Annotated in this window: 22 protein-coding genes; 17 read left to right on the forward strand and 5 right to left on the reverse strand. The window is 59.5% G+C overall.

Annotated features, from left to right (window positions below; translation table 11 throughout):
* Window positions 1–77 precede the first annotated feature (77 nt).
* The gene (gene glpD, locus H8F22_RS19665) at window positions 78–1616 is read left to right on the forward strand and encodes a glycerol-3-phosphate dehydrogenase (RefSeq protein ID WP_194940577.1); all 1539 of its coding nucleotides are present in this window, start codon (window positions 78–80) and stop codon (window positions 1614–1616) included.
* Between the two features lie 65 nt (window positions 1617–1681).
* Here glpD and H8F22_RS19670 read toward each other — a convergent pair whose 3' ends face one another.
* The gene (locus tag H8F22_RS19670; RefSeq protein WP_194940633.1) at window positions 1682–2569 is read right to left on the reverse strand and encodes a LysR family transcriptional regulator; all 888 of its coding nucleotides are present in this window, start codon (window positions 2567–2569) and stop codon (window positions 1682–1684) included.
* 105 nt (window positions 2570–2674) lie between these two features.
* On the opposite strand from H8F22_RS19670, the gene H8F22_RS19675 reads away from it, so the two are divergent.
* From H8F22_RS19675 to H8F22_RS19725, 11 genes are all read left to right on the forward strand, one after another.
* Window positions 2675–4042 (forward strand): MFS transporter, encoded by a 1368-nt coding sequence (locus H8F22_RS19675; protein ID WP_194940578.1) that lies wholly within the window; start codon window positions 2675–2677, stop codon window positions 4040–4042.
* Complete coding sequence (locus H8F22_RS19680) at window positions 4023–4448, forward strand: DUF4440 domain-containing protein (protein ID WP_194940579.1); 426 nt, start codon at window positions 4023–4025, stop codon at window positions 4446–4448. The genes H8F22_RS19675 and H8F22_RS19680 overlap by 20 nt, the downstream gene beginning before the upstream one ends.
* A 282-nt stretch (window positions 4449–4730) precedes the next feature.
* On the forward strand, window positions 4731–5645 hold the full coding sequence (locus H8F22_RS19685; protein ID WP_059182230.1) for a glutamate/aspartate ABC transporter substrate-binding protein: 915 nt from the start codon (window positions 4731–4733) through the stop codon (window positions 5643–5645).
* 192 nt (window positions 5646–5837) lie between these two features.
* Window positions 5838–6584 carry an amino acid ABC transporter permease gene (locus tag H8F22_RS19690; RefSeq protein ID WP_027922827.1) on the forward strand — a complete coding sequence of 249 codons (747 nt, stop codon included), beginning with the start codon at window positions 5838–5840 and terminating at the stop codon, window positions 6582–6584.
* Window positions 6584–7255 (forward strand): amino acid ABC transporter permease, encoded by a 672-nt coding sequence (locus H8F22_RS19695; protein WP_027922826.1) that lies wholly within the window; start codon window positions 6584–6586, stop codon window positions 7253–7255. Before H8F22_RS19690 ends, H8F22_RS19695 begins: the two co-directional genes overlap by 1 nt.
* Window positions 7252–7986, forward strand: a complete 735-nt coding sequence (locus tag H8F22_RS19700; protein WP_027922825.1) for an amino acid ABC transporter ATP-binding protein — start codon at window positions 7252–7254, stop codon at window positions 7984–7986. Before H8F22_RS19695 ends, H8F22_RS19700 begins: the two co-directional genes overlap by 4 nt.
* Before the next feature lie 178 nt (window positions 7987–8164).
* Window positions 8165–10066 carry a two-component sensor histidine kinase AauS gene (gene aauS, locus H8F22_RS19705; protein WP_027922824.1) on the forward strand — a complete coding sequence of 634 codons (1902 nt, stop codon included), beginning with the start codon at window positions 8165–8167 and terminating at the stop codon, window positions 10064–10066.
* Window positions 10063–11391, forward strand: a complete 1329-nt coding sequence (aauR, locus tag H8F22_RS19710) for a two-component response regulator AauR (RefSeq protein ID WP_027922823.1) — start codon at window positions 10063–10065, stop codon at window positions 11389–11391. Before aauS ends, aauR begins: the two co-directional genes overlap by 4 nt.
* Before the next feature lie 8 nt (window positions 11392–11399).
* The gene (locus tag H8F22_RS19715; RefSeq protein WP_194940634.1) at window positions 11400–11729 is read left to right on the forward strand and encodes a GlpM family protein; all 330 of its coding nucleotides are present in this window, start codon (window positions 11400–11402) and stop codon (window positions 11727–11729) included.
* 159 nt (window positions 11730–11888) lie between these two features.
* Complete coding sequence (locus H8F22_RS19720) at window positions 11889–12263, forward strand: DMT family transporter (RefSeq protein WP_194940635.1); 375 nt, start codon at window positions 11889–11891, stop codon at window positions 12261–12263.
* Complete coding sequence (locus tag H8F22_RS19725) at window positions 12256–12657, forward strand: DMT family transporter (protein WP_059183058.1); 402 nt, start codon at window positions 12256–12258, stop codon at window positions 12655–12657. Before H8F22_RS19720 ends, H8F22_RS19725 begins: the two co-directional genes overlap by 8 nt.
* Before the next feature lie 35 nt (window positions 12658–12692).
* Here the strand turns inward: H8F22_RS19725 and H8F22_RS19730 are convergent, their stop codons facing one another.
* A complete protein-coding gene (locus tag H8F22_RS19730; protein WP_027922819.1) occupies window positions 12693–13445 on the reverse strand; it encodes a MipA/OmpV family protein in 753 nt (250 codons plus the stop codon).
* Between the two features lie 219 nt (window positions 13446–13664).
* On the opposite strand from H8F22_RS19730, the gene H8F22_RS19735 reads away from it, so the two are divergent.
* The 5 genes from H8F22_RS19735 to H8F22_RS19755 all read left to right on the forward strand — a co-directional run bounded on the left by H8F22_RS19735 (window position 13665) and on the right by H8F22_RS19755 (window position 19914).
* Complete coding sequence (locus tag H8F22_RS19735; RefSeq protein ID WP_027922818.1) at window positions 13665–14363, forward strand: MtnX-like HAD-IB family phosphatase; 699 nt, start codon at window positions 13665–13667, stop codon at window positions 14361–14363.
* On the forward strand, window positions 14356–15750 hold the full coding sequence (locus H8F22_RS19740; RefSeq protein WP_194940580.1) for an aspartate aminotransferase family protein: 1395 nt from the start codon (window positions 14356–14358) through the stop codon (window positions 15748–15750). The genes H8F22_RS19735 and H8F22_RS19740 overlap by 8 nt, the downstream gene beginning before the upstream one ends.
* Window positions 15747–16625, forward strand: a complete 879-nt coding sequence (locus tag H8F22_RS19745; RefSeq protein ID WP_027922816.1) for an alpha/beta hydrolase — start codon at window positions 15747–15749, stop codon at window positions 16623–16625. The genes H8F22_RS19740 and H8F22_RS19745 overlap by 4 nt, the downstream gene beginning before the upstream one ends.
* A 138-nt stretch (window positions 16626–16763) precedes the next feature.
* On the forward strand, window positions 16764–18536 hold the full coding sequence (locus H8F22_RS19750; RefSeq protein ID WP_194940581.1) for a sensor histidine kinase: 1773 nt from the start codon (window positions 16764–16766) through the stop codon (window positions 18534–18536).
* Entirely contained in the window at window positions 18526–19914 is a 1389-nt protein-coding gene (locus tag H8F22_RS19755) for a sigma-54-dependent transcriptional regulator (RefSeq protein ID WP_027922814.1), read from the forward strand. Before H8F22_RS19750 ends, H8F22_RS19755 begins: the two co-directional genes overlap by 11 nt.
* A 36-nt stretch (window positions 19915–19950) precedes the next feature.
* Here H8F22_RS19755 and H8F22_RS19760 read toward each other — a convergent pair whose 3' ends face one another.
* The 3 genes from H8F22_RS19760 to H8F22_RS19770 form a co-directional block, all read right to left on the reverse strand.
* On the reverse strand, window positions 19951–20859 hold the full coding sequence (locus H8F22_RS19760; RefSeq protein ID WP_027922813.1) for a hypothetical protein: 909 nt from the start codon (window positions 20857–20859) through the stop codon (window positions 19951–19953).
* Window positions 20856–21551, reverse strand: coding sequence for a hypothetical protein (locus tag H8F22_RS19765; RefSeq protein WP_027922812.1), 696 nt, complete (start codon window positions 21549–21551; stop codon window positions 20856–20858). The genes H8F22_RS19760 and H8F22_RS19765 overlap by 4 nt, the downstream gene beginning before the upstream one ends.
* Before the next feature lie 94 nt (window positions 21552–21645).
* Window positions 21646–22311 carry a DsbA family oxidoreductase gene (locus tag H8F22_RS19770; protein ID WP_027922811.1) on the reverse strand — a complete coding sequence of 222 codons (666 nt, stop codon included), beginning with the start codon at window positions 22309–22311 and terminating at the stop codon, window positions 21646–21648.
* Between the last annotated feature and the right edge of the window lie 401 nt (window positions 22312–22712).

A 22712-nucleotide genomic window follows, 5' to 3' on the forward strand; every position in this document is an offset into this window, starting at 1 on the left:
CTTTATGGGCTACCATTTTCGCAAATGAACATTAATGTTCGAATTCAAATACATAATACAAGCACCGAGGCCAGCCGATGCCCACTTCTACCTTGCCTACGCCCCCTCTCGCTGAGGTCTACGACATCGCCGTCATCGGTGGCGGGATCAATGGCGTAGGGATTGCAGCGGATGCCGCCGGCCGCGGTCTTTCGGTGTTCCTTTGTGAAAAGGACGACCTGGCCAGCCACACGTCCTCAGCCAGCAGCAAGCTGATCCACGGCGGCCTGCGCTACCTCGAACATTACGAATTCCGCCTGGTGCGCGAAGCCCTTGCCGAACGCGAAGTGTTGCTGGCCAAGGCGCCGCACATCGTCAAGCAGATGCGCTTCGTGTTGCCGCATCGCCCGCACTTGCGCCCGGCGTGGATGATTCGCGCCGGCCTGTTCCTGTATGACCACCTCGGCAAACGGGAAAAACTGGCAGGCTCGAAAAGCCTCAAGTTCGGTGCGGACAGCGCACTGAAAAGCGAAATCACCAAAGGCTTCGAATACTCCGATTGCTGGGTCGATGACGCGCGCCTCGTTGTGCTGAACGCCATGGCCGCCCGCGAAAAAGGCGCCCACGTTCACACCCAGACCCGTTGTGTCAGCGCTCGCCGCACCAAAGGCCTGTGGCACCTGCACCTGGAACGCGCCGATGGCAGCCTGTTTTCGATCCGCGCCAAGGCCCTGGTGAATGCGGCCGGCCCATGGGTGGCCAAGTTCATTCGTGACGACCTGAAGATGGAATCGCCGTACGGCATCCGCCTGATCCAGGGCAGCCACCTGATCGTGCCGAAGCTGTACGAAGGCGAACACGCGCACATTCTGCAAAACGAAGATCAGCGCATCGTCTTCACCATTCCGTACCTGAACCACTTCACCCTGATCGGCACCACCGACCGTGAGTACACCGGCGATCCCGCCAAAGTGGCAATCACCGAAGGCGAAACCGATTACCTGCTCAAAGTGGTCAACGCCCACTTCAAGAAGCAGATCAGCCGCGACGATATCCTCCACAGCTATTCCGGTGTGCGCCCACTGTGCAACGACGAATCCGACAACCCGTCGGCCGTCACCCGCGACTACACCCTGGCGCTGTCGGGCACTGGCGAAGAAGCACCATTGCTGTCGGTGTTCGGTGGCAAGCTGACCACCTACCGCAAACTGGCCGAATCGGCGCTGGCACAACTGGCGCCGTACTTCACGCACATCAAGCCAAGCTGGACCGCCAACGCCACGCTGCCGGGCGGCGAAGACATGACCACCCCGCAAGCCTTGTGCGCCCTGATTCGCGACAAGTATGACTGGGTACCGACCGAAATCGCCCGCCGCTGGGCCACGACTTACGGCAGCCGCACCTGGCGCATGCTCGAAGGCATACAGAACCTGAGCGACATGGGTGAACACATCGGCGGCGGCCTCTATACCCGCGAAGTCGATTACCTGTGCAGCGATGAGTGGGCGACCACCGCGCATGACATCTTGTGGCGCCGCAGCAAGCTCGGGTTGTTCACCACCCCGGCGGAACAGCAGAAGCTGGCGGATTACCTGAGCAAGGTCGAACAGAACCGCAGCAAGATTGAAGCGGCCTGATTTTTTGGCGGCTTAAACGAAAGCCCCTGAATCCTGAGATTCGGGGGCTTTTTTGCTGAGGGTGTTCAGCTCGCCAGGTGCAACAGTAGAAAATCAATAAAGGCCCGTGATTTGTGCGGCAGATGCGGGGTATTGGGGAACACCACGTTGATCGATTGCGAAGGCAGCGAATACGCCGGCAACAACCGCACCAGACGCCCGTCGGCGATGTCCTCTTCGACCACCCACGCCGGCAAGACCGACACGCCCAGCGACGACAATGTCATCGAGCGAATGGCCGTAGAGGAGTTCGATTCAAAATGGCTGGTCCCTCCAATCTCGACATTCAGCCCTTCGCCGTCGCGAAAAACCCACTGCGTTGGCCCCTGCAGATTGCTGTTGGCGATCCACGGCACAGCGCTCAGGTCCTGTGGTTCATGCACAGGATAACGAGCGAGAAACGTTTCCGTGGCCACCAGTACAATTTCATAGTCCGCCAGCTTGCGACTCTTGAATGCCGAGTCTGCCAAGTTGCCCAGCCGGATAACCAGATCGAGCTTTTCGGCGACCAGATCATTCAGGGAAGAGTTGAAGTTATAACACAATCGGATTTCCGGATAACACTCAGAGAACAACGGTATCAGCGGGAGAATAAACTTCTCACCGTATTCACTGGTTGAACTTATACGTAACTTTCCGGACACCCGATTATTGCCTTCCAATACATGATCAAAGGCATTATCGATATCCGCGACAATCCTCTTGAACTCTTCATAAAAATCCTGACCTATTTCAGTCAGAGATATAGTGCGCGTATTGCGGATCAACAAGGTCGCTGACAGCACCTCCTCCAGCGCCTTGACATGCAGGCTGGCCATGGCCTTGCTGATACACAGGTAATTCGCAGCCTTGGTAAAAGAACCAAAATCGACCACCGCGAGAAATGTCTGAACCCGATTAAGATGAGAGTGCATGGTGATATGGCTCACTGTTAAATCCTGTCAAACACTGTTTTAAGCATCGTCATATCGACACTTCAAGTCTATCGCCCCTATGCTGCACGGCAAAGGGAATACACCATGAACTATCGCTATAAAATCGCGCTCATTTTTCTGATCGGCTTCTTTATTGACTGCATCAATATATTCATGTCCGCCGTGGCATTGCCAAGTATATCGGCAACTTTACAAGTCAGTACTGCTTCCGTGGCATGGGTCGCCAATGCTTACATTCTCGGTTTGACGTTGATCATTCCGGTGAGCACCTGGCTGGCCGGACGTTTTGGCAGCCGGGAAATGCTCACCGCATCGATGCTGGTGTTTACAGGATCGGTATGGATGTGTGGATTGGCCGACAGCTTCCACGAACTGGTTATCTGGCGTTTCGTGCAAGGGGTTGGCGGTGGCTTGTTGATCCCGGTCGGCCAGGCGCTGACCTTCAACCTGTTTCAGGGCGAGCAGCGGGCGAAGATTTCCACGCTGGTGATGGCTGTCGCACTGATCGCGCCGGCGATTTCGCCGACCGTGGGCGGGATCATCGTCGACAGCAGCTCCTGGCGCTGGGTGTTCTACAGCAACATTCCGTTTTCGCTGATCGCCGCCGGGCTGTCGTGGTTCTGGATCAAGGAGACCAAACCGAGCAGTCTGCCACGTCCGGATATCAAAGGTCTGTTGCTGGTCAGCGCTGCACTCGCCAGTTTGTTGATGGGCATGTCGCTGTACGGCGGCGACTACCCGGCGCTGGCGGCGCTGGCCTGTGTAATGGCAGGCCTGATGTTCATCGCTTTGTACTTGCGGCACTACCGCCGTTGCGGCAACGCGATCATCGAACTGAGCCTGCTCAAAAGTAAAAAGCTCAGTACCTCGATCTTCATCTATTACGCGATTCCCGGTGTGTTCACCGGGGTCAACCTGATGAGCATTTTCTTCCTGCAGAACACCCTGCAGTTCAGCGCCAGGCTGACCGGAATGTTCATGATTGTCTACGCCATCGGCGCGTTCATCGCGATGACCATTTGCGGTCGAGTCTACAACCGGATCGGCGCCAAACGCTTGTTCACCCTCGGCATGCTGCTGCACAGCGCTGGCATCGCCACGCTGATGCTGGTGAATGCGCCATCGGATCTCTGGGTAATCGTCATCGCGTACAGCCTGATGGGGATCGGCGGCGGCATCGGCGCCAACACCGCGCAGACCACTTCACTGATGGACTTTGCCGGGGGCGATACACACAAGGCCAGTGTGATCTGGAACATCAACCGACAGATGTCCTTCAGCTTCGGTGCCGCGCTGTTTCTGATGATCTTCAACCTCCTGCTCAAGCAGCTCGACATCACGGCGGCCTACCACGCGACGTTTGCGATTGCGGCGCTGATCGGGTTGTTCCCGCTGTTTCAGATGAGCCAATTGAACCCTCCAAAGGAATGCCATGAACAACAACCTGGTTGAACAAGCACACCACAGTATTCATCACGTCCATGAACTGATTCATCGCGTGTTTACCGATGAAGACGGTGCCGGTGAAGCGACCCTTACACCGCTGATGGAGGTCTTTGCCGAGCACTTCAGCATGGTCACCACTTCAGCTGCAGTGATCGGACACGTTCAGGTCGAGCAGCTGTTCAAAGGCGCGGTCGGCGCCCGAAAAGGCCTGGAGATCATGATCAGCGATCTGCACACGGTCTGGCACGAAGGCGTGACCGTGGCGCTGCGCTACAAGGAAACCCATCGTCTGAATGACGTCGAAACGTCGCGCATCTCGCTCGCGATCCTGCGTGTTCAGCACGACCACGTCCAATGGGTGTATCTGCACGAAACGGATGTGCGCCCCGTCGCACCTGTTATTCGTATTTGATTGCTTGCCGGTCTGGCACGGAGTTCAACACGTTCGGTTTTCCGAACATGACCTTGCAGTCGATTCGGTTAACCGGATCATTTGAGCGGACAAATAACGCCATAAATATTTAATTTCCTTACAAATCAACAAGTTGACCTGTCTCGCCTGGCCTGGCACGAGTCATGCTCTACACTTCTTCGACGAATGCCTGTTGCGCCTCTTCAGGAGCCCACCAGCATTCGAAGCACAAAAGGGCCGACCAACTGGCTCCATAAAAAAAACAATGTCGAGGAAAATTTGATGCGCATCGTTCCCCATATCCTGGGCGCAGCCATTGCTGCCGCTCTGATCAGCACTCCGGTTTTCGCCGCCGAACTCACCGGCACCCTGAAAAAGATCAAAGAGTCCGGTGTCATCACCCTCGGGCATCGTGACGCTTCCATTCCGTTTTCCTACATCGCGGATGCTTCCGGCAAACCGGTCGGCTACTCCCACGATATCCAGCTGAAAATCGTTGAAGCCATCAAGAAAGACCTGGACATGCCCAACCTCCAGGTCAAATACAACCTGGTGACCTCGCAGACCCGTATCCCGCTGGTGCAGAACGGCACCGTGGACGTCGAGTGCGGCTCCACCACCAACAACGTCGAGCGTCAGCAGCAAGTTGACTTCTCCGTCGGCATCTTCGAAATCGGCACCCGTCTGCTGTCCAAGAAAGATTCGCCGTACAAAGACTTCACCGACCTGAAAGGCAAGAACGTCGTGACCACCGCCGGCACCACGTCCGAGCGCATCCTCAAGTCGATGAACGCCGACAAGCAAATGGGCATGAACGTCATCTCTGCCAAAGACCACGGCGAGTCCTTCCAGATGCTGGAATCGGGCCGCGCAGTTGCCTTCATGATGGACGACGCCCTGCTGGCAGGCGAAGCCGCCAAAGCCAAGAAAGCCGATGACTGGGCCGTCACCGGCACTCCACAGTCTTACGAAATCTACGGCTGCATGGTCCGCAAGGGCGACGAGCCGTTCAAAAAGGCTGTGGATGACGCCATCGTCGCCACCTACAAGTCGGGCGAGATCAACAAGATCTACGACAAATGGTTCATGGCACCGATCCCACCTAAAGGCCTGAACCTGAACTTCCCGATGAGCGACGAGCTCAAGGCCCTGATCGCCAATCCGACCGATAAAGCGGCTGACGACAAGAAGTCCTGATTTTCTGACTAACCTTATCTCCTGAGAGGGCCGCTGCCCTCCCAGGAGTTTGTCACTCCCTGCTGGCATTTTTGGAAACACTCGAACCGGTGGCTGTCGAGCCGGTGGCGTGTGCCCGACTTTCAAGTCGGGCGGGAACGGAGCTTCCCCAGGCGGGCACTTGTACATCGATCGATCTGAGGGGAGACCCTAATGAATTACAACTGGGACTGGGGCGTGTTCTTCAAGTCCACCGGCGTTGGCAGCGAGACCTATCTCGACTGGTACATCGCCGGCCTGGGCTGGACCATTGCCATCGCCATCGTGGCCTGGATCATTGCCCTGACACTGGGCTCGATCCTGGGTGTCATGCGCACCGTGCCGAATCGCATCGTATCGGGCATCGCGACTTGCTACGTCGAACTCTTCCGTAACGTGCCGCTGCTGGTTCAGCTGTTCATCTGGTACTTCCTGGTGCCCGATCTGCTGCCGCAAAACCTGCAGGACTGGTACAAACAGGACCTCAACCCGACCACTTCGGCTTTCCTCAGCGTCGTCGTCTGCCTGGGCCTGTTCACTACCGCTCGCGTTTGCGAACAAGTGCGCACCGGCATTCAGGCCCTGCCCAAAGGTCAGGAAGCCGCGGCCCGCGCCATGGGGTTCAAGCTGCCGCAGATCTACTGGAACGTGCTGCTGCCCCAGGCCTACCGGATCATCATTCCGCCGCTCACCTCGGAATTCCTCAACGTGTTCAAGAACACGTCCGTGGCCTCGCTGATCGGTTTGATGGAGCTGCTCGCGCAGACCAAACAGACCGCCGAGTTCTCTGCCAACCTGTTCGAGGCGTTCACCCTGGCGACCCTGATCTATTTCACCCTGAACATGAGCCTGATGCTGCTGATGCGTCTGGTCGAGAAGAAAGTCGCCGTACCGGGCCTGATCTCCGTAGGGGGTAAATGATGGAATTCGACTTCTCGGGCATCATCCCTTCCCTGCCGGGCTTGTGGAACGGCATGGTCATGACCCTGCAACTGATGGCGCTGGGCGTGATCGGCGGGATCATCCTCGGCACCATCCTGGCGCTGTGCCGTCTGTCCCACAGCAAACTGCTGTCGAACCTGGCCGGCGCGTACGTTAACTACTTCCGCTCGATCCCGCTGCTGCTGGTGATCACCTGGTTCTACCTGGCGGTGCCGTTCGTACTGCGCTGGATCACCGGCGAAGACACCCCGATCGGCGCATTCGCCTCGTGCATCGTGGCCTTCATGATGTTCGAAGCCGCGTACTTCTGCGAAATCGTCCGGGCCGGTGTGCAGTCGATTCCCAAGGGCCAGATGGGCGCAGCCCAGGCGCTGGGCATGACGTACGGCCAGATGATGCGTCTGATCATCCTGCCGCAAGCGTTCCGCAAGATGACCCCGCTGTTGCTGCAACAGAGCATCATCCTGTTCCAGGACACCTCGCTGGTTTACGCGGTCGGCCTGGTGGACTTCCTCAACGCCTCGCGTGCCAGCGGCGACATCATTGGCCGCTCCAATGAGTTCCTGATCTTCGCAGGTCTCGTGTACTTCACAATCAGCTTTGCCGCCTCGCTGCTGGTCAAGCGTCTGCAAAAAAGGTTTGCCGTATGATCTCTATCAAGAACATCAACAAGTGGTATGGCGACTTCCAGGTACTGACTGATTGCAGCACCGAGGTCAAAAAAGGCGAAGTGATCGTGGTGTGCGGGCCGTCCGGTTCCGGCAAATCCACCCTGATCAAATGCGTCAACGCACTGGAACCGTTCCAGAAAGGCGACATCGTGGTCGATGGCACGTCCATCGCCAACCCGAAGACCGACCTGCCGAAACTGCGTTCGCGCGTGGGCATGGTGTTTCAGCACTTCGAACTGTTCCCGCACCTGACCATCACCGAAAACCTGACCATCGCGCAGATCAAGGTGTTGGGCCGCAGCAAGGAAGAAGCCACCAAAAAAGGCCTGCAACTGCTTGAGCGCGTCGGGCTGTCGGCCCATGCGCACAAGCATCCGGGCCAACTGTCCGGTGGTCAGCAACAGCGTGTGGCGATTGCCCGTGCGCTGGCGATGGACCCGATCGTCATGCTGTTCGACGAACCGACCTCGGCGCTCGACCCGGAAATGGTCAACGAAGTGCTCGACGTCATGGTGCAACTGGCCCACGAAGGCATGACCATGATGTGCGTGACCCACGAAATGGGCTTCGCCCGTAAAGTGGCGGATCGTGTGATCTTCATGGACGCGGGCAAAATCATCGAGGACTGCCAGAAAGAAGAGTTCTTCGGCGACATCAGCCACCGTGCCGAGCGGACACAGCACTTCCTCAACAAGATTTTGCAGCACTAAGCACCGGGCACTCGCTCGAGACCACACAAATCACCTGTGGGAGCGAGCTTGCTCGCGATGGCGGTCTGACATTCAACATCAATGTTGACTGGGCTGGCCTCATCGCGAGCAAGCTCGCTCCCACAGGGGGCGCCGGTGGTTCGTGATCAAGTGTTGTGGTTGACCCAAGGCATCTGTGATGAAATGCGACCCCTCTCTCCATCGCGCAGCGCCGCCATCACTCGCCGTGAAACCCCGTCTGATTCGCCATCTGTTCCTGCCGCCGCTGATCATCACCCTGATGATCGGACTGGGTTACGCCGGCTTCTGGATCAGTGAACACTACGGCATTCGCAGCCTCAGCGAGAACGGCCAGCGGCAGCTCGAACTGCACGCCCGCGCCGTCGAGAGCGAGATCAGCAAATACACCTACCTGCCCAGCCTGCTGGAACTCGAATCCAGTGTGTCGAAACTGCTGGCCGACCCATCGCCGGAACACCGGCAAACGGTCAATGATTACCTTGAAGGCCTGAACCGGCGCAGCCGCAGTCGGGCTATCTATGTGATGGACACCACCGGTCGCGTCATGGCCACCAGCAACTGGCGCGATGTCGACAGTTACCTCGGTGAAGACCTGTCCTTCCGCGCCTATTTCCAGGACGCCATTCGCGGCCAGCCAGGTCGTTTCTACGGCATCGGCAGCACCAACGGCGAACCCGGTTACTACCTGGCCCACGGTCTGGAAGAGCACGGCAAGATCATCGGCGTTGCGGTGGTCAAAGTGCGCCTCGAAGCCATGGAAGAGCGCTGGCAGCGGGCGCGCCTCGAAGCGTTTGTCAGCGATGAAAACGGCATCATCATCCTCTCCAGCGATCCGGCGCGGCGCCTGAAGTCAGTCGTGCCGTTGAGCGACGAGACCAAGGAAAAACTCGCCCGCAGCCTCCAGTACTACTGGTTCCCGCTGAACGAACTGCAACCGCTGGCCCGTGAAACCCTGGCCGAAGGCGTGGAAAAACTGACCTTCCCGGCCAACAGCGAAGTGGAGTCCGACGAAGAGGACATCAGCTACCTGGCCCAGACCCGGCCCCTGAGCGACACGCCGTGGAATTTCACCCTGCTCACGCCGCTGCAGGATTTGCGCCGCGAGGCGATCAACCAAGGAATTCTGGTGGCGGTGGCCTTTGCTCTGGTGGCGTTCCTGCTGATTGCCTGGAACGAGCGGCGCAAGGTCATCGCCACCCGCCTCGCCGCCCGGGAAGCCTTGCAGGAAGCCAACAATCAACTGGAGCGTCGGATTACCGAACGCACCACCGACCTGCGCGCCAGCAACGAGCGGCTCAAAGGTCAGATCCGCGAGCGCCGACAGGCTGAAGAGACGCTGCGCCGCGCCCAGGATGAACTGGTGCAAGCCGGCAAACTCGCGGCCATCGGCCAGATGTCGACCAGCATTGCCCATGAATTGAACCAGCCATTGGCAGCGCTGCGCACCTTGTCCGGCAACACCGTGCGCTTTCTGGAGCGCGGTCAGCTGGATGTCGCCAGCACCAACCTCAAGACCATCAACGAATTGATCGACCGCATGGGCCGCATTACCGCCAGCCTGCGCTCCTTCGCCCGTCGTGGTGACGACAAAGGCCAGGCCTGCCTCGGTAAAGCCGTGGACGCGGCCTTGCAACTGCTCGGCGGTCGGGTGGAAAGTGTTCATCTGCAACTGCATCGGGAGTTTTCCGATGTGCAGGTGCAGATTGACCAGACCCGCCTCGAACAGATTCTGGTCAACCTGATCGGCAATGCCCTCGACGCCATGCAAGCCCAGCCGGTGCCGGAACTGTGGCTGGAAGGCGACGAATTCGACGGCAAATATCGCCTGCGCGTGCGCGACAACGGCCACGGCATTGACGCCGAAGCGCGCAAGCACCTGTTCGAACCGTTCTTCACCACCAAACCCGGCGAACAAGGGCTGGGCCTCGGCCTGACCCTGTCTGCCAGCCTGGCCGCCGCCACGGGCGGACATTTGGGTGTCGAACACCCGGCCAGCGGTGGTACCACCTTCGTCCTCAGTTTACCGTTGGTAAGCCCCATTCTCGCCGAGCCAATATGAACAACGACCTTAGTGTGCTGATCGTCGAAGACGACCCTCATGTACTGCTCGGCTGCCAACAGGCGCTGACCCTGGAAGACATTCCCTGCGTCGGAGTCGGCAGCGCCGAAGAAGCGCTGGAACGTGTCGGCGACAACTTCGCCGGTATTGTCATCAGCGACATTCGCCTGCCCGGCATCGATGGCCTGGAACTGCTGAACCGGCTCAAGGCCCGCGACCGCAGCCTGCCGGTGGTGCTGATTACCGGTCACGGCGACATCTCCATGGCGGTCGGCGCGATGCAAAAAGGCGCCTATGACTTCATGGAGAAACCCTTCTCCCCGGAACGTCTGGTGGACGTTGCACGCCGTGCATTGGAACAACGCAGCCTCGCCCGCGAAGTGTCTTCGTTGCGCCGGCAATTGGCCGAGCGCGACTCGCTGGAAGGCCGGATCATCGGCCGTTCGCCGGCCATGCAGAACTTGCGCGAGTTGATCGCCAACGTCGCCGACACCTCGGCCAACGTGTTGATCGAAGGCGAGACCGGCACCGGTAAAGAACTGGTCGCGCGTTGCCTGCATGACTTCAGTCGCCGCCACACCAAACAATTCGTCGCGCTGAACTGCGGCGGCTTGCCGGAGAACCTGTTCGAAAGCGAAATTTTCGGTCACGAGGCCAACGCCTTCACCGGCGCCGGCAAGCGGCGAATCGGCAAGATCGAACACGCCGACGGCGGCACGCTGTTCCTCGACGAAGTCGAAAGCATGCCCCTGCCGTTGCAAATCAAATTGCTGCGGGTGTTGCAGGAACGCACCCTCGAACGCCTCGGCTCGAACCAGAGCGTGGCGGTGGATTGCCGGGTGATCGCGGCCACCAAATCCGACCTCGCCGAAACCAGCAAGGCCGGCGAATTCCGCAGCGACCTGTATTACCGCTTGAACGTGGTGACCCTGGAACTGCCACCGTTGCGCGAACGGCGCGAAGACATCCTGCAATTGTTCGAGCACTTCCTGCAGCAGTCCTCCCTGCGCTTTGATCGCGCAGTGCCAGAACTGGACAACCAGACCCTGTCGAACCTGATGAGCCACGACTGGCCGGGCAATGTGCGGGAACTGCGCAACGTCGCCGAGCGCTTCGCCCTCGGCCTGCCGGCCTTCAAGAAAACCGGGGCCAGTGGCAGCAATCAGGGCCTGGCGTTCGCCGAAGCGGTGGAAGCCTTCGAACGCACCTTGCTCGGCGACGCCTTGCAACGCAGCGGCGGCAACCTGACCCAGGCCAGCCTGGAACTGGGCATGGCCAAGACCACGCTGTTCGACAAAGTCAAAAAGTACGGGCTGAGCCACTGATGGATTTGATGCTCAAAGCGGCACTGGGTGCGGCGGTTGTATTGATTCTGGCGGCGCTGGCCAAGACCAAAAACTATTACATCGCCGGGCTGGTGCCGTTGTTTCCGACCTTTGCCCTGATTGCGCATTTCATCGTTGGCAAAGGGCGCTCGGTGGAAGATTTGAAGACCACCATCGTGTTTGGGATGTGGTCGATCATTCCGTACTTCGTTTACCTGGCGACGTTGTACGTGATGGTGGATTGGATGCGGTTGGAGGCTTCGTTGGCCGTGGCGGCAGTGGGTTGGTTGATCGCGGCCACCGTCCTCGTCACTGTCTGGGTCCGCCTCCACTCCTGACACCTCGCAATTCCCAGTGGGATCTCCATCAGGCTCACTGGCCCGTCCCTTGCATTTACCACCCAAAGCCCTCCCGGCCGGTCTTCATGTTCGATGACGCCGGTGTCCGGGAGGATCCGCCAAGGGTGAATCCTGACCGTGCCTATCCTAGATCCCGACCTGACCGTCACTGTCATTCTGCTGGTCGCCTTTTCCATCGTGCTGGACGTCATCGGCCAGCTCTGTTTCAAGCTCGGCCTGGACCGTTTGCCGGAACTCGAAGGCGGGTTCCGGCTGAACGCCTTCTGGGGCCAGGTGTTCAACGCACCGCTGCTGTGGTGCGGAATCGGCGCTTATACGCTGGAGTTTTTCGTCTGGCTTGAAGCCTTGTCCCGCGCCCCGCTGAGCCTGTTGTTCCCGGCCGGAGCGCTGGCCTATTGCGGCGTGGTGCTGGCGGGCAACGTGGTGCTGGGCGAAACCGTCAGCCGCCGACGCTGGCTGGCAACCTTGGTGATTACGGTGGGCGTGATGCTCGTGTGTGCCGGCCATGCCTGATTCCAGACCGATGGATTGGCTGCACGGGCGGCTCGGTACCGTGGTGCTGTGGGCGCTGCTGATTGTTCTGGAAAGTGCCGGGCAGATTGCGACCAAGGTCGGCGGCGATCAATTGGGGCAGATGACGTTCACCCTGCAATGGCTCCAGGCCGTGGTGGTCGACCCCGGCGTACTGAGTGCCGTGGGCTGCGGTATCGGGGCATTTTTTGTGTGGATGCTGATTTTGCGGCGCAGCAGTTTGTCGCTGGCGTTTCCACTCAGTTCATTGGTGTTTGTCGGGGTTCTGCTCGGCTCGTGGCTGGGGTTGGGGGAGCAGATCAGCGGGCTGCACTGGCTGGGGGTGGCGGTGATTATTGGCGGGATTGCGTTGCTGGCTGAAGGTGAAGAAACCTGAGACCTCACTTCTCCCACAGGGATTGCGCGTCCCGGTCACTGGAACTTGTAAGCAATAGCCGCCTGCACTGCCCCCTGATTGCTATCCCCAACCTGTTTGACGATGCTGCTATCCGCCGCCGAACCCGTCAGGTGTATCCAGCTCGCACTGGTCAGCAACGACCAGTGCGGCGCCAGCGGAAACTCAAAGCTTTGGGTCAGCGCCACATTCTGCCAACCGCCCCCAGCGTTATACGACCGAACCCCGGAAGCCAACGACTCATCCCCACTCACACCAAAAAACGCCTGATTCTGCCGGGCATTGGCGAAGTGCGCCGTCACATTGGAGCTGCCAATCACCCCGCCCCCCACGGGATAACCCACCTCCCCGCCGACCCGGCCCAACACCCCGCCACGGGCGCCGACCGCTTGCCCGACCGAGGCAAACACCCGCCAGAAATCAGCCGGCGCGTACTGCACAAATCCGCCCACTTCGCCCATGTCCGGCACGTCGTGCAAGCCTTGCAGCTCACCGTTGGCAGTCCGTCCCGGCAGGTAATTTACGAACGGTCCGGCGCTGAAACCGTTGGCCTTCAACGCATTCCAGGTCAGGCCGTCATCCGTGTTGAGGCTGACATCCCCCCAATCCAGATCTAGGTACGGCACCGGCCGCACTTCGTAGCGACTGCCGCTCGGATCGTGTGGCTGATAGCTGAGACCCGCCCCGGCCTCGCCGGTAATGCCAGCCGCTGAAACACTGGCCGACAGGCACGTCAGCGCGGTGAATAGAACAACAGTGATCCTCGACATGAGGCCATTCCTTGTACGGGACAGGCGCGCATCAATCCCCTTTTCACCTCCCCCGCGCAAGCACTCATGTTGTTTGTAGCGACCTACAAAAATTGTAGCTTCGCAGCACCCAACTCCTGCAAAAACCCCAGCACTGCTGGGCCAAACCCGGTTGGCACAGTCTCTGCTCTATCCCTTTGGCAAGCGCAGACAGCGCGCAACGCCCAATAGGTACTGCAGATGATTGACTGGCATATCGTGTGTGATTTCGACGGGACCATCACCCGCACCGACGTGATCGACAGCATCCTCCAACGTTTTGCCGACCCGAGTTGGGAAGCGATCGAAAACGAGTGGCTGGCCGGCAATATCGGTTCCCGTGAATGCCTCAGCCGCCAGCTCGCGCTGGTCAAGGCCACACCCAATGAACTGCTCGGGTTCTTCGACTCCATCGAGATCGACCCGGACTTCCCCGACTTCGTCGACCACACCATCGGCCTCGGCGCTTCGTTTGAAGTGGTCAGCGACGGCATCGAACAAGGCATCGCCCGGATTCTGGCGCGCAACTATGTGAGCCTGTTGCCGATCCTCGCCAACCGCTTGCGTCAGCTCGACCACGACAGCTGGCGCATCGATTTCCCCCACGCCAGCGACGCCTGCCGCGCCGCTTCCGGCAACTGCAAATGCAAATCCACCCCCAGCACTAAACGCGTGCTGGTGATCGGCGATGGCCAGTCCGACATGTGCGTCGCCGCCACCGCCGATTTCGTGTTCGCCAAGGATCGCCTGGCCGAGCACTGCGAGCGCAACGGCATTCCTCACGCGCGCTTCGACAGCTTCGCCGAACTCCCCGCGTTGCTGGCCCTGCTTCCCAACGCCAGCGCTGCCAATGCCGAAACTTTCAACACAGAAAATCAGGAACTCTTCCACCATGTCTGATAGCCGAATCGCCACCCCTGAAGACCAGATCCTCCTGGATAAAGAAGCCAAATACTGCTCGTACGGCGACACCGTTCACTACATCGACCCGCCGCGTATTTTCAGCCGTTGCAAAGGCTCCTACGTCTGGGACACCGAAGACCAGGCCTACCTCGACCTGCAAATGTGGTACTCGGCCGTCAACTTCGGCTACGCCAACCCACGCCTGAACACTGCACTGAAACAACAGATCGACACCCTGCCGCAGATCGCCAGCCAGTACCTGCACAAAGGCAAGATCGAGCTCTCGGAAATGATCGCGGTCGATGCCAAGAAGAAGTTCGGCCTCGACGGTCGCGTGCACTTCAACGTCGGCGGCTCGCAGTCCATCGAGGACTCGCTGAAAGTCGTGCGCAACGCCACCAACGGCAAAAGCCTGATGTTCGCCTTCGAGGGCGGTTACCACGGCCGTACGCTGGGCGCCTCGTCGATTACCTCCAGCTACCGCTATCGCCGCCGCTATGGCCACTTTGGCGAGCGCGCCAATTTCATCCCGTTCCCGTACCACTTCCGAGGCCCGAAAGGCATGACCAAGGAAGAGTACGGCAGCCAGTGCGTGCAGCAATTCGCCCGCCTGTTCGAGACCGAATACAACGGCGTCTGGGACCCGAAAGTCGGCCAGAGTGAATACGCAGCCTTCTACGTCGAGCCGATCCAGGGCACCGGCGGCTACGTGATTCCGCCGATGAACCTCTACAGCGAACTCAAGCATGTGCTGGATCAGCACGGCATCCTGATGGTGGTCGACGAAATCCAGATGGGTTTCTACCGCACCGGCAAGCTGTGGTCGATCGAGCACTTCGACGTCAAACCGGACGTCATCGTCTTTGGCAAAGCCTTGACCAACGGCCTCAATCCGCTGGGCGGCATCTGGGCCAAGGAAGAGCTGATCAACCCGAAAATCTTCCCGCCAGGTTCGACCCACTCGACCTTTGCCTCCAACCCGTTGGGCACGGCGGTGGGCCTGGAAATGTTCAAGATGACCAGCGAGTTCGACTACGGCGCCATGGTGATGAACAAGGGCAAGTACTTCCTCGAAGGCCTGAAAGACTTGCAGAAGCGCTACCCGATCATCGGCGACGTCGACGGCCTGGGCCTGGCCCTGCGCTGCGAAATCTGCGGCCCGGACAGTTTCACACCGGACAAGGCGACCCTGGATTTCATGGTCGATGAAGGCATGAAGGGCGACATCGAAATCGACGGCAAACGCCTCGGTTTGATTCTCGATGTGGGCGGTTACTACAAAAACGTGATCACCCTCGCGCCTTCGCTGGAAATCAGCTACCCGGAAATCGACCTCGGCATCGCCCTGCTCGACCGCTTGCTTGATCGGGCCATGAAACGATGAATGCCGCAGAGATCGACATGGGCGAAGGCAGCGCCGGTTTCGTTCTCGGCTCAGGGGAGGTCGCGGTGTTGTTGATCCACGGCCTCACCGGCACCCCGACCGAGTTGCGTCGGGTGGCCATGGGCCTGGCCAAGGCCGGGTGCACGGTGTATGTGCCGACCCTGGCCGGCCATTGCGGGAACAACGCCGACCTGCAAGCCACCGGTTGGCGCGACTGGTATGAGAGCGCGCGCAACACCTTCGTTGGCGTGCGACGCAAGCACCCGCATGTGTTCGTCGGCGGTCTGTCCATGGGCGCGGTGTTGTCGATGTACCTGGCCGCCGAACATCCGGGGCAGATCGAAGGGTTGTTGCTGTACTCGACGACCCTGCGCTACGACGGCTGGAACATGCCCTGGGTGGCGAAATTGAGCAGCCTGGTGATGTCGATTCCCTACGGCGTGCACCTGTGCCGCTTCAACGAAAAATCACCGTTCGGCATCAAGGACGAACGCTTGCGCGCCATCGTTGAACGACAGATGAAGGCCGGTGAAAGCAGCAATGCCGGACTGCTGACCATGTCCGGGGTCAGTGTTCGCGAACTGCATCGGCTGGTGGCGGCGGTGAAAAAACGCATGCCGCAGATCACCACTCAGGCGTTGGTGCTGCACTCGAAGGAAGACGACATCACCAGCGCATGGAATGCCGATTACGTTGAGCGAAAACTCGGTGGTCCGGTGGTGAAGGTGCTGCTCGACGATTGCTATCACATGATCACCGTCGACCTGCAATACCGCCGCGTGGTGGAGCTGAGCGCCGATTTCATCCAGCACCGTTTCATGCAACAAGGCTACGCCCCGCAACCCGTGCGCAAGGAATATCGCCAATTGGCCTGAACACGACCTGTAGTTGACTCATGTAGCCGCTGGCGAAGCCTGCGGCTACAGGGATCGGTGGCGCCTTTTCCGGGGCGAAGTCGGCTACTGTATTGAAACGGTTTATCCAATCGGACCTGCTGCGATAAGCGAAACCCAATGCCTAAAGAATCACCCGTCATCGCCCGACCGTTCACCCTCTCCGGCTGGAGCCTGCAGCGCAAACTGGTGCTCGCCTTCTGGTTGGTCAGCGTGATCCCGACCATGATCGCCGCCGAACTGGCCGCCACCACGCTGTCGCAGATTTTCGACAGCAACGTGCGCATCTGGCTGCAGGAATCGACCAAGATTGTCGAAGACGAAATCAGCGAAATTCTCCACGAAAACGCCCGAGCGGCGCAGTTGTTCCTGCGATATACCCGCCCGCCCACGGATCGACTATCGACCCGACACGATCAACTGACCGCCGACATCGCTGACTCGATGGGCATCGACGTGGTGGCACTGGTGCGTAACAGCGATCACCAAGTGCTGTTCAGCACCGTCTCCGACGACATCACCCGCCAGATCAGCACCGCCCCCAAAGCGGTGTTGCAGACCCTGCAAGTCGGCGGCGTGGCAACCGGCACGGTGGTCTCGACCTTCGAGACCGAACAGCAAGGCATCGACTACAAACTGGTGATCGCCACTTACCTGGACAGCAGTTTCCTCACCAGTGTGGCCGATGTGCATTCCCTTGATTTGCGCTTGTACCTGGCCAAGGCCAATGACTTTTCGGAAGTCTTCTCGACCCAGCGCTTCGAAGATCACCCGGCGACTGTGCCGGAGAACATCGAACAGATCCTGCGCACCACCAAGCAACCCATCGAACAATTCACCAACCGCTACAGCGGTATCTATCAGCCGATATTCAACGAAAACGGCCAGTTGCAAGGCGTGATTTTCAGTGGCCTGCTGCGCCACTCCAGCCTGGTCGGGCTGGTGAACCAGAGCAACCTGTTCATCCTGATTTTTCTGCTCAGTTCGGCGGCGTCCCTGGCGGTCGGCTGGCTGGTGTCGCAGCGACTGACCAAGCCGTTGCGCGGCCTGGCTAAAGGCGTGCAAGCGGTGATTGCCGGTGATTACCGCCAACGCCTGGTGGTCACCGGCGGCGACGAACTGGCGGAACTGAGCAGCACCTTCAACCACATGAGCGAACGCCTCGGCGAGTTGCAACACCTGGAATCACAGCTGCGCCGTCGCGACCGTCTGCATGCACTGGGCGAAGTGGCGATGGGCCTGGCCCATGAAATCCGTAACCCGCTGGGCATCATCAAAACCGCCACGCAATTGCTGCACCGGCGCGCCGATTTGCCCGAGACCGACAAGCGTCACCTGGAATACGTGGTCAGCGAAGTCAGCCGCATCAACGACCTGATCACTGACTTTCTCGACTTCGCCAAGCCCAGCGCACCGATGCGCTCGACACAACTGGCGCGTCCGCTGGTGGATGAGCTGATCGGCTTCTGCGCCCCGGAACTGGCCAGCCACCACATCGAGGTGCGCATCGACGACCAGGCGCCGGCCGCGACCCTATATGCCGATGCGCGGCAACTCAAGCAGGCCGGGCTGAACCTGATCGTCAATGCCATCGACGCCATGCCCGAGGGCGGTCGCCTGACGGTCGGGATCAGCAGCGAACAGCACTACACCGTCATTCGCATCAGCGACACCGGCCAGGGCATCGCCCCGGACATGCTCGAACGGATCTTCACGCCGTTCGTCACCACCAAGGCGTCCGGTACCGGGCTGGGTCTGGCCAAGGTCTTCTCGATCATGGAAAGTCATGACGGACGCATCGAATGCGTCAGTGAAAAAGAGGCCGGGGCGACCTTCACCTTGTACATCCCGGCCAACGACGAACACTTCGACAGGGGCAGTGATGACACATAACGTACTGGTGGTCGACGACGAACCCAAGCTGTGCGACCTGCTGGCATCGGCCTTGAGTCAGAGCGGCATTCAGGTGTTCACCGCCAGCAATGGCCTGCACGCACTCAAGGTGCTGGAGTGCGATGACATCGACCTGGTGATCAGCGACTGGCGCATGCCCGGCATGGACGGCCCGCAATTGCTCGCGGAAATCAAAACCCGCTACCCGCACTTGCCGGTGATCGTCATGACCGCCTACAGCACGGTGAAAAACGCCGTGCAGTCAATGCGCAACGGTGCCTTCGACTACATCGCCAAGCCGTTCGACATCGACGAACTGGACATCACCGTCAACAAAGCCCTGCAATTTCGCGACATCCTCAAAGACAACCAGCGCATGCGCGCCGAGCTCGACGAACACCAGCAGATCGACAGCCTGATCGGCGACAGCCCGAACTTCCGCCGGGTGCTGCACGCCATCGACTCGGTGCGTGAAAGCAACGCGACCATCCTGCTGACCGGCGAGAGCGGCACCGGCAAGGAAATGGTCGCCCGCGCCATCCACAAACACGGCAATCGCGCGGACAAGCCCTTCGTCGCGGTGAACTGCGCGGCGATTCCGGAAGGCCTGCTGGAAAGTGAAATGTTCGGCCACCGCAAAGGCGCGTTTACCGGCGCCGTGGCGGATCGGGTCGGGCGTTTCATGCAGGCGGACAAAGGCACGCTGTTTCTCGATGAAATCGGTGAAATGCCGCTGGCCTTGCAGGCGAAAATCCTGCGGGCGTTGCAGGAGCGAGTGATCGAACCGGTGGGCGATCCGCGCGAGCGCAAAGTGGATGTACGGGTGATCGCGGCGACCAACAAAAACTTGCTGGAGGCGGTGGCGAACAAGGAGTTTCGCGAAGACCTTTACTACCGCCTCAATGTGTTCCCGATTCCGTTACCGGCGCTGCGCGAGCGGGTCGAAGACATCGCGCCACTGGCCCGGCATTTCGCCCATACGCTGGGGGTCACGGCGGGCAAACGCATCACCGGTTTCAGCGCCGAGGCGTTGCAGGCAATGGCCAATTATTCGTGGCCGGGGAATATTCGAGAACTGCAAAACTGCGTGGAACGCGCGACCATCGTCGCGTCGGCGGCGGTGATTGAAGAGGAGGATCTGCCGGCGTATTTGTTTGCTTCACGATCGGCTGACCGTGGTGTTCTGGTCGCAGAAGGCAGCGTGCCGGCGGACCTGGAAGCGGCACTGGCGCAAGTGGAGAAATCCTACATTCTGGCGGCGTTGGCGCAGAGCAATGGCGTGCAGGCGGCGGCGGCGCAGTTGATCGGCATCTCCGAGCGCAGCTTTTGGTATCGGCTGAAAAAGCTCGGCATCCACGTCGACAAAATCGTCCGCTGAATCTTGTGGGAGCGGCCTCGCTCCCACAAGGTCGCATCAATGCCCGTAAACCTTCTGCAACTGCGCTTGGGTCAACGCATCCTCAAACGGCACCGGCACCGATTTCACTGCCCCGTAAAGGTTGCGATAACGCCAGTAACTGCCATTGTTGGCCAATTGATAGCCCCGCTCGACCACACGCTGGCCATCGAGGCTATAACGCAAGGTTTCCTGGGCTGCCGCGGGCGGTGTCGGTTGCATCAGGTCGGTGGACAGAACGCGCATCGATTCATCGATACACTCGTCGAGCACCGCCGTGACCTTCGCCAAATCGAGGCTGCCGTCATCGATGCATTCCTTGCCACAGCGCCGAATCGGCTGGCTGACGACTTCGATGCGCATGCGATACAGCGCCGAACCGGCAATGTCCTGGACTTGCACCTGATTGATCAACACAAAGCTGCCACGATCCGGGGTCAGCATCAGCTTGGGTTCAATCACCAGCCGCGCGGTGACCTGCCCCTCTCCCTGCTTGAACCCGGCCACTTGCGATGCCTGTTGATAACGCTGTTGCAGACGCTCCTGCAACGGAACGCCTGCCAGCAAGTCGGCCATCGGTCGCGCCTCGTTGAGCGCGGCTTTTTCCGCGTCGCGCTGCAAGCTGCCGCTGCCCATCTGGGTGTTGATCAGGCTGGCCAACAACAAGCCTGCCACCCCGGCACTGTTGCCTGAACTGGCCACCAGATTCTGACTCGATGAAGCTGCTTGCAGGGCGGCCTTAGAGTCAATCACGGTGCTGGCACCGACAAAGGTTCGCGGCAGCTGCACGTCGACCTTAAGCCCGTGGGCCTGCACGTAAGGCAAGGCACTTTGATCCTTGAAACCGGCCTCAGGGGCCGGTTTTTGCGCACACCCGGCCAGCATCAGCAGGGCCAGGGCACCGGCCACCGTGGGCAAACGCATCATTGCGCGAACGGGGTGATCATTTGCTGACGGCTATTGTCCATTGCCTGATAGAACGCGTTGGACAGGTTGGCATAGGTCGGCTCGTCCCACTCGCCCTGGGCGGCCTGGGTAGCGACAAAGGGTTTGAACCACAGCAGTTTGTTGTCGGCCAGATCGATCACCATGCCCTGCCCGCCCACCTGCGCCATCGGCACGCTGGTCGGCACGACGCTGTAGTAGCTGCGGGTAGCGCCGGTGGCGTAGACATTCACCAGCAGCAGGCGATCGACGCCGTAGGCGTTCTTGACCGGCGTCATGTCCCGGGTCATGTAGCCTTCGCGGAAACTGGTTTCCTTATAGGCCTTCAAGTCGACCGGCTCGTTGATCCGTTTGGCTTTGTAACCCTTGGCCTGCAGTTTGGCGACAATCACATCCGGCAAGGTTTTAAGATCGCTCACTTGCCATTTTTCGACGTTGTCACTGAGTTTGCTGTTTACGCCCTTGTTGATGGCGTAATCGATAATCCCCTGATTGCCGGTCAACGCCAGCACCGGTTCCGGCACCACTGTAATCGCCACGCCGATAGTCGGTTCCTTGGCATCCCAGAATTGCTGGTCCAGCGGTACAGGAGGTTGCACGTGAGCACAGCCAGTGAGGGTCAGGCAGGCGAGCACTGTCAGCGCAGCCCAGGTGCGTAGAGCGTGAAAAGTCATGGATCAAGTCCCTATGATTATTAGCGGTGCTGTCTGTGTCGGCAGCACCACTAACAACTGTAGTGGCACATTGATATTTTTTGCCCAGCCGTCGTCAGTTGACCGTTCCGCCCTTCGCCTCACTCATGATCTGCCGGATCGCCCCGACAAACGTCTCCACCGGCTGCCCGCCAGTGACGGCGTACTGCCCGTTGAACACCACCGTCGGCACTGAACTCACGCCACGGGTCAGCCACAACTTCTCTTCCGCCACCACCTCTTTGGCGTATTCACCCGACGCCAGAATCGCCTCGGCCCGTTGCCGATTGAGGCCGACGCTTTCAGCAATCTGCGCCAACTGCCCGTGATCGGACGGGTTGCCGCCGTCGGTGAAATACGCCTTGAACAGCGCCTCTTTCAGGTTGAACTGCAAGCCTTCCAGCCCTGCCCAATACAGCAAGCGATGAGCATCAAAGGTGTTGTAGATGCGGCTATTGCCGTCGGTGCGAAACGCAAACCCGACCTCGGCGCCACGGGCGCGGATCATTTCGCGGTTCTTCTGCGATTGCTCGGGCGTCGAGCCGTATTTTTCGCTGATGTGTTCGGTGATGTTCTGCCCTTCGGGGCCCATCTTCGGATTCAGCTCGAACGGCTGGAAGCGGATCTCGGCCTGGACCTCATCGCGCAGAATCTCCAGCGCCCGGGTCAGGCCGTACAGGCCGACAACGCACCAGGGGCAGGACACATCGCTGACGAAATCGATTTTCAAAGGGGTACTCATCACACACCTCGCTGGCTGAATTGTGCGGGAAAGCTGGAACGATACACCTGACTGAGCCGAGGTGGCAGCCGTTGTACTGATCCCACAGGTTTTGCCGTGTTTTGGGGCGTGTGTTTAGTTCTGTTTAGGGTTACTTCCTGAAAGCTACAGCGCCTTGCGCCGTCGCCTACAACCACGTCAGAATCCGCCGGCTTGTGCGCCTGGAGGGCCGTCGGTAACTTGGTCCTGTCACTGATTTCCAGTGATCGGGTTTAGTAGCCCGGGTAGGTTTTATTGGATGCACAAGTGTCATTCAGTCAGGTATCCGCCTGCACTTGATGGTGGCTGTGCGCTTGGCGCCCTCGGGCGCGCCGGTTTGATTCCTCCCGGTCTACTAACCTGCGCACAGCCGCCACCCATTC

This window comes from Pseudomonas mucoides, from assembly GCF_015461845.1.
GTDB classification, from domain to species: domain Bacteria; phylum Pseudomonadota; class Gammaproteobacteria; order Pseudomonadales; family Pseudomonadaceae; genus Aquipseudomonas; species Aquipseudomonas mucoides.